The 6,471-nt window shown below is 72.9% G+C and carries 7 protein-coding genes; 2 read left to right on the top strand and 5 right to left on the bottom strand.

Going from position 1 to position 6,471, the window contains the following annotated elements; translation table 11 throughout:
- Nucleotides 1-128 precede the first annotated feature (128 nt).
- A complete protein-coding gene (locus ACLQ21_RS09090) occupies nt 129-314 on the bottom strand; it encodes a hypothetical protein (protein WP_425662999.1) in 186 nt (61 codons plus the stop codon).
- A 26-nt stretch (nt 315-340) separates the two neighbouring features.
- A complete protein-coding gene (locus ACLQ21_RS09085) occupies nt 341-709 on the bottom strand; it encodes a VOC family protein (protein ID WP_425663428.1) in 369 nt (122 codons plus the stop codon).
- A gap of 167 nt (nt 710-876) precedes the next feature.
- Here ACLQ21_RS09085 and ACLQ21_RS09080 point away from each other — a divergent pair, with 167 nt between their 5' ends.
- Both ACLQ21_RS09080 and ACLQ21_RS09075 read left to right on the top strand, forming a co-directional pair.
- Entirely contained in the window at nt 877-1,335 is a 459-nt protein-coding gene (locus ACLQ21_RS09080) for a hypothetical protein (protein ID WP_425662998.1), read from the top strand.
- Complete coding sequence (locus ACLQ21_RS09075; protein ID WP_425662997.1) at nt 1,332-2,957, top strand: DUF5671 domain-containing protein; 1,626 nt, start codon at nt 1,332-1,334, stop codon at nt 2,955-2,957. The genes ACLQ21_RS09080 and ACLQ21_RS09075 overlap by 4 nt, the downstream gene beginning before the upstream one ends.
- 72 nt (nt 2,958-3,029) lie before the next feature.
- Here the strand turns inward: ACLQ21_RS09075 and ACLQ21_RS09070 are convergent, their stop codons facing one another.
- The 3 genes from ACLQ21_RS09070 to ACLQ21_RS09060 form a co-directional block, all read right to left on the bottom strand.
- A complete protein-coding gene (locus ACLQ21_RS09070) occupies nt 3,030-4,709 on the bottom strand; it encodes a tripartite tricarboxylate transporter permease (protein ID WP_425662996.1) in 1,680 nt (559 codons plus the stop codon).
- Nucleotides 4,709-5,182: a tripartite tricarboxylate transporter TctB family protein gene (locus tag ACLQ21_RS09065; RefSeq protein ID WP_425662995.1), complete on the bottom strand. Its 474-nt coding sequence runs from the start codon at nt 5,180-5,182 to the stop codon at nt 4,709-4,711. The genes ACLQ21_RS09070 and ACLQ21_RS09065 overlap by 1 nt, the downstream gene beginning before the upstream one ends.
- Nucleotides 5,183-5,381: 199 nt before the next feature.
- The gene (locus tag ACLQ21_RS09060) at nt 5,382-6,422 is read right to left on the bottom strand and encodes a Bug family tripartite tricarboxylate transporter substrate binding protein (RefSeq protein ID WP_425662994.1); all 1,041 of its coding nucleotides are present in this window, start codon (nt 6,420-6,422) and stop codon (nt 5,382-5,384) included.
- Between the last annotated feature and the right edge of the window lie 49 nt (nt 6,423-6,471).

Raw genomic sequence — 6,471 nt, 5'->3', positions numbered from 1 at the left:
GCCGCGTATCGAGACGACTCGAGCCGGCGGGCGGCGGCGATCTCGATGGGCGGCCTGCGGCTGCTACTCGATCAGCAGGGGAGCCTTCGGCTGCTACTCGGTCAACGGCGGAGCGGGGTCGGGAGGCCTTAGAACGCCTGCGTCACCAGCAGCACCATCGCCACGAGCGTCAGCGCCGCGGCGCCCAGGATGAGCGGCCGGAACCGGCGCGCCATCGTGCGCGGCGGCCGGTCGTCGTCGTACCGCTCGAACCACGGGTCGAGCTCCGGCGGCACGCGGTCGGACGGGATGCGGTCGGTGTCGCGATCGCTCATGCCGTCAGCCTCTCACGGTCGGTCCGTCAGCGGGGCGGCAGCTGCTGCAGCGTCCAGCGGTTGCCATCGGGGTCGGCGAAGGTCACGAACCGGCCCCACGGCTGCTCGTCCACCTCGCTCGCGTCGACGCCCGCCTCGATGAGCGCGGCACGCGTCTCATCGGCGTCGTCGATCACGACCTGCACGTTGCGCATGCTGCCCGGCTCGTCCTCGGCGATGCCCTCGCCGAACGCGATCGAGCAGGCGGAGCCTGGCGGCGTGACCTGCACGAAGCGCAGGCCGGGCTGCACGACCTGGTCGAAGTCGGCGTTCCAGCCGAGCTGCTCGGTGTAGAACGCCTTTGCGCGGTCGGTGTCGCTCACCGGCACGAAGATCAGCTCGATGCGGTACTCCATCGCCATGGTCGCTCCTGTCGTCGGCGGTCGCCGTCGACCGCTGTGCGGGCGACGCTACGCCCGGCCGCCCACTCGGGGGGAGGGGCGATGTGATGCACGCCCGCGCCGGCGAGCGAGTCCGACGGACGCCTCTGGCCAGGCCCGCGCATGCCGTCCATGATGGCGTCATGGACGCAACCGCCGGGCGGCGTGACCGAACCCTGCTCGTCGTGCTCATCGCGGTCGCCGCGCTCGTGGTCATCGCACTCGCCGTCGTCTTCACGCGCGGCGCCGAGCCGCTCGACCCGTCGTCGCCCGCCGGCGTCGTGCAGCGCTACACCGAAGACGTGATCGAGGGCGACGAGCAGGCCGCTCGGGAGCACCTCGTCGCGGAGGTCCGCGACGACTGCCAGCGGCTCGAGCCGAGCCTCTTCGGCGATGTGAGCGTCATCCTGCTCTCGACGACGGAGCGCGACGACTCCGCGGACGTCGAGGTCTCGATCGTCACGACGACCGGCGGTGCTGGCCTGTTCGGCCCCGAGGAGTACCGCGAGGATGCGACCTTCGGCCTCGTGCGCGAGGGAACCGGCTGGGTGATCGAGGCCGTCCCGATGCGGCTCGCCATCTGCGTGGAGTCGGCGCCGTGAGCGCCGACGACGCGCCGGCCGTGCTCGTCGCGCCCCCACAGAGCGGCGCGCAGAGCACGCTGCGGCGGATCGTCGTCTACACGCTCCTGCTCGTCCTCGTCGTCCTCGCCGCGACCGGCATCAGCGGTCTGCTCGGCCGGCTGCTCGAGACACGACCCAGCGTCGACGACGCGGGAGGGCTGGCCCTCTCGCTCGCGTTCACGCTCATCGCCGGGCCGCTCGCGATGCTGCTGTGGTGGTTCGTCTGGCGCCGGCTCGACGGGGCGGACCGGTCGTCAGTCGCGTGGGGCGTCTACCTCTCCGTGATCTCCTTCATCGCGCTCGTCACCGCGACGACAGGGCTGCTGGGGATGTTCGCCGACCTCGTCGGAGGCACCTGGTCACCCGGGGGGCTCGCGACCGGAGTCACGTGGCTCGCGGTGTGGCTCCTGCATCGCCGAATGTGGGCGGACTCCCGCAAGGGCCCACGTCGCCTGACCGCCGTGCCGGTCGTGCTCGGTGCCGCATACGCGCTCGTACTGGCGGCGGGCGGCGCTATCCGCGCACTGCAGACGGTCGTCGGCGAAGCGCTCCTGCCCGCCGTCGCGCACGTGGGCGCCCTGTGGTGGCAGGGCGCGCTGGAGGGGCTGATCTGGGCGCTCGGCGGCGGCGCCATCTGGTGGTGGCTCTGGGTCCGTGACAGGGCGGTCGCGCTGCCCGGCGGCTTCCCCGCGGTCATGCTCGTGCTGACCGGTGTGCTCGGCGGCAGCGCTGCCGCGGTCGGCGGGCTCGGCAGCGCGCTGCACGTCGGCCTTCGTGCCGCGTTCGACAGTGACGCTCCGAGGCAGGAGCTGCTCGGGCCGCTGCCGCTCGCCCTCGCGGCAGCCTCCGTCGGGGCGGTCGTGTGGCTCTACCACCGGCGCATCGCCGCGGAGCGCTCGCCGGACGTCGGCGGCGCTGCGCGCCTCGTCGAGGCCGGCATCGGACTCGTAGCGGCGGCCTCCGGGATCGGGGTCGTCGTGAACGCCCTGCTCGCGACCCTCTCGACCCCGCTGGCCGGCTCGGATGCGCGGACGCTGCTGCTCGGCGGCATCGCGTGGCTCGCGGTCGGAGCGCCGCTGTGGTGGTTCGCGTGGCGGCCGCGCCAGGCGGCGACGGATGCCCGCGCCGCGGGGCGCCGCGTCTACCTCGTCGCGGTGTTCGGCGTGAGCGCCGTCGTCGCGCTCGTCGCGCTGCTCATCGTCGGCTACGGGATCTTCGAGGTCGCCCTCGATGGCGCCCGCGGCGGGCTCGTCGAGCGCATCCGCGCACCCTTCGGGCTGCTCGTCGCGACGGCGCTCGTCGCCGGCTACCACTTCGCCGTCTGGCGGCACGACCGCGCCGCCGATCCGCCGAGCGGCCGTGCCCGCGCGATCGATCGAGTCGTGCTCGTGACCGGCGACGACTCCGCAGCGCTCGAGCGGGCGATCGAGTCGACCGTCGGCGCCCGCGTCACCCGGTGGACGCGCGCCGATGCTGGGCCGGACCAGGATCCGGTCGCGGTCGATGCGGTGCTCGCGGTCCTCGCAGGGGTCACGGCTCGCCGCGTGCTCGTCGTGGTCGGGCCGGGCGACCGGATCGAAGTCGTTCCCCTCTCCGACTGAGGCGGCGGTCGGACGCTGCTCGGGGCCGCCGACATGCAGAAGGGGGAGGCCGCGGCCTCCCCCTTCCACGCATCAGCGGCTGTCGCCGCCATCCGGCTCGTCCGGTTCCGCGCCGCGCTCGCCGGAGCGCCGGGCGAGGGGCAGCGCCTGCGTCGAGAGTCGTCCGCGGTCGAGCTCGGGGTGCGGCTCGTGCGACTCGATCTCCTCGTCGAGCGTCGCGATCGCCACCGTGTCGGCCGCCGGCAGCGACGCCTCGAAGCGCGCACGGCGGCGCTTCAGCCACAGCGCGAGCGCGATGATGAGCGCCATCGCGACGTACGCGACGATCGAGAACGGGCTCTGCACCAGGTAGGACGGGTCGCCCTGGCCGATCTGCATCGCCTTGCGCAGCTGCTCCTCGGCCATCGGGCCAAGGATCGCGCCGACCACGAGCGGGGCGATCGGGAAGCCGAGCCGCCGCATGAAGAAGCCGAGCACGCCGAGCACGAGCAGCACGCCGATGTCGAACACCGTGAAGTTCGCGGCGTACGCGCCGAGCCCCGCGAACACCAGGATGCCGGCGTACAGGTAGGGGCGCGGGATCTGCAGGAGCTTCACCCACATGCCGACGAGCGGCAGGTTGAGCACCAGCAGCAGCGTGTTGCCGATGAAGAGGCTCGCGATGAGCGCCCACACCAGGGCCGACTGCGTCTCGAAGAGGCGCGGACCGGGCTGGATGCCGTACGTCTGGAAGGCGCTCAGGATGATCGCCGCCGTCGCGGTCGTCGGGATGCCGAGCGTCAGCAGCGGCACGAGCACGCCGGCCGCCGCCGCGTTGTTCGCGGCCTCGGGACCTGCGACGCCCTCGATGGCTCCCTTGCCGAACTGCTTGCGGTACTCCGGCTTCGCGACGCTGCGCTCGGTCGCGTAGGAGAGGAAGGTCGCCACGTCGGCACCGCCGGCCGGGATCGAGCCGATGGGGAAGCCGATCGCGGCGCCGCGGATCCACGACTTCCACGAGCGCGCCCAGTCGGAGCGACGCATCCACGTGCGCCAACCGCGCGTGATCGGGATGATCGGGATCTCGCCGCTGCGCAGGCGCGAGCCCACGTAGAGCGCCTCACCGAGCGCGAACAGGCCGACCGCGACGAGCACGACATCGATGCCGTCGCCGAGCTGCGGGACGCCGAACGTGAAGCGCGACTGCCCCGTGAGCGTGTCGACGCCGATGAGGCCGATGAGCAGACCCATCGAGAGCGACACCATGCCGCGCCACGCGCTGTCGCCGAGCAGCGCCCCCACCGTGAGGAATGCGATCACCATGAGCGCGAAGTAGTCGGCCGGGCCGAGGCTGACCGCGAAGCGGGCCACGGTCGGCGCCAGGATCGTCAGCAGCACGGTGGCGATCGTGCCGGCGACAAATGAGCCGATCGCGGCGGTGGCGAGGGCGGCCGCGCCGCGGCCGGCGCGCGCCATCTTGTTGCCCTCGAGCGCGGTGACGATCGATGCGGACTCGCCCGGCGTGTTCAGGAGGATCGACGTGGTCGACCCGCCGTACATGCCGCCGTAGTAGATGCCGGCGAACACGATGAACGCGGCGGTGGGCTCGAGCGAGTAGGTGATCGGCAGCAGCAGCGCGACGGTCATGGCCGGGCCGATGCCGGGCAGCACGCCGACGGCCGTGCCGAGCAGCACGCCCAGCAGTGCGTACAGCAGGTAGATCGGCTGCAGCGCGGTGCCGAAGCCCTCCAGCAGCAGGGTCCAGGTGTCCATCAGAGGCCGATCCAGGAGGTGAGGGTGCCGGTCGGGGGCAAGGAGAGCCCGAGCAGCGAGCCGAACACGAATTGGGTGATCACGCCCATCGCGAGGCCGATCAGCACGGCGACCCACCAGCGCTTCGCGCCGAGCGCGAGCGATGCGCCGGTGAAGAGGATGGTGACGCCCAGCGGCCACCCGAGCAGCGGGATGGTCGCGATGAGGGACAGGAAGCTCAGCATGACGATGCCCGTCGGGATCCACGCGGTGCCGTGCTCGAGGTCGATGTCCTCGCCGGCCTCGGGGTGGCCGAACCGGCCGCGCAGCTGGCCGACGAGCACCGCGAGCGAGGAGAGCAGGAGCAGGCCGCCGACCGCGTAGGGCACGACCCGGGCGCCGAGGGTGTTCGTCGAGCCCGGAGGCTCCCGGATGGTGGTGGTGGTGATGAGCACGCCGACCGAGATGAGCACGAGCAGCCCGACGAAGATCATCGCCTCGATGCGCGACGACCGCTCGGCGCGCGCCGCGGCCGCGGGGGGGGGGGGGGGGGGGGGGGGGGGGGGGCGGGGGGGGGGGGGGGCGCCCGCGCGGCGCGGGGGGGGGGGCGTTCTTTTTCACCACCACCCCCCCCCCGCGGGGCGCCCGCCGCGGCCGCCGCGCCCTGGTCGGGCGCGTCGGCCGAGGCGGTGCTCATTCGATCAGACCGATCGTGCGCAGCGTCTCCTGCGTGCGGGTGATGTCCTCCGTCAGGAACGTCTGGAACTCCTCGCCCGTCATGAACGCATCCGTCCAGCCGTTCGTCTCGAGCGCCTGGGTCCAGGCCTCCTGGCCGTGCAGCTCGGTGACGAGGTCGACGAGCGCGGTGCGCTCGGCGTCGGAGATGCCACCGGGTGCGATGACGCCGCGCCAGTTGGTCACGGTGACGTCGATGCCCTCGTCCTGGATCGTGGGCACGTCGGGCAGCATCTCGACCGGCTCCTCGCTCGAGACGGCCAGCGCGCGCAGATCGCCCGAGAGCACCGACTCCGAGAACTCGCCGACGCCGGAGATGCCGGCCTTGACGGTGCCGCCGAGCAGCATCGTGAGCGCCTCGCCGCCGCCCGAGTTGGCGACGTAGTTGAGGGTTCCGGGCACGTCGGCGGCGTCCATGCCGCCCTCGGTGAGCAGCAGGCCCGCGAGGATGTGGTCGATGCCACCGGCCGAGCCGCCGGTGATGGCGACGCCCTGGCCCTCGGCGACGATCGCGTCGACGAGGTCCTGCAGCGACTGGTACTCGGAGTCGGCGGGCACGACGATGACGAGCGCCTCCTCCGTGAGCTTCGCGATCGGTGTCATGTCCTCGATGCGCGTCTCGGAGGCGTTCGTCTCGACCGCTCCGAGCATGACCGAGCCCATGACCATGAGCGTGCTGGCGTCGGTCTCGGTCGCGAGGCTCGCGAGGCCGACGGTGCCGCCGGCGCCGCCGATGTTCTCGACCGCGGCCGAGCCGACGAGGCCCGAGTCGGTGAGCGTCTGGCTCAGGGCGCGAGCCGTCTGGTCCCAGCCGCCGCCGGGGTCGGCGGGGGCGATGATGCTGACGTCCGTGATGGCCGCAGCCTCGCCCTCGGCGCCCTCGGAGCCGCTGGGCGTGCCGCCGGTCGAGCATGCCGCGAGGGCGACGACTGCCGCGCCGGCGATGCCGGCACGGACGAGCGTGGTGATGCGCGTGCTGCGCTGGGTGCTGGGGTGCATGGACCGCACGTCTCCTCCTTGAGCGCCCGGCACCGATGCCGAGTCGCGA

This window comes from Agrococcus sp. DT81.2 (assembly GCF_049844935.1).
Taxonomy (GTDB): Bacteria; Actinomycetota; Actinomycetes; order Actinomycetales; family Microbacteriaceae; genus Agrococcus.
This window is presented reverse-complemented; position numbering and strand designations above follow the sequence as displayed.

Bases quoted from the DNA above. Each gene is read 5' to 3' on its own strand.
- ACLQ21_RS09060 (WP_425662994.1), bottom strand. From the start codon at position 6,422: ATGCACCCCAGCACCCAGCGCAGCACGCGCATCACCACGCTCGTCCGT.
- ACLQ21_RS09080 (WP_425662998.1), top strand. From the start codon at position 877: ATGGACGCAACCGCCGGGCGGCGTGACCGAACCCTGCTCGTCGTGCTC.
- ACLQ21_RS09090 (WP_425662999.1), bottom strand. From the start codon at position 314: ATGAGCGATCGCGACACCGACCGCATCCCGTCCGACCGCGTGCCGCCG.
- ACLQ21_RS09085 (WP_425663428.1), bottom strand. From the start codon at position 709: ATGGAGTACCGCATCGAGCTGATCTTCGTGCCGGTGAGCGACACCGAC.
- ACLQ21_RS09065 (WP_425662995.1), bottom strand. From the start codon at position 5,182: ATGATCTTCGTCGGGCTGCTCGTGCTCATCTCGGTCGGCGTGCTCATC.
- ACLQ21_RS09070 (WP_425662996.1), bottom strand. From the start codon at position 4,709: ATGGACACCTGGACCCTGCTGCTGGAGGGCTTCGGCACCGCGCTGCAG.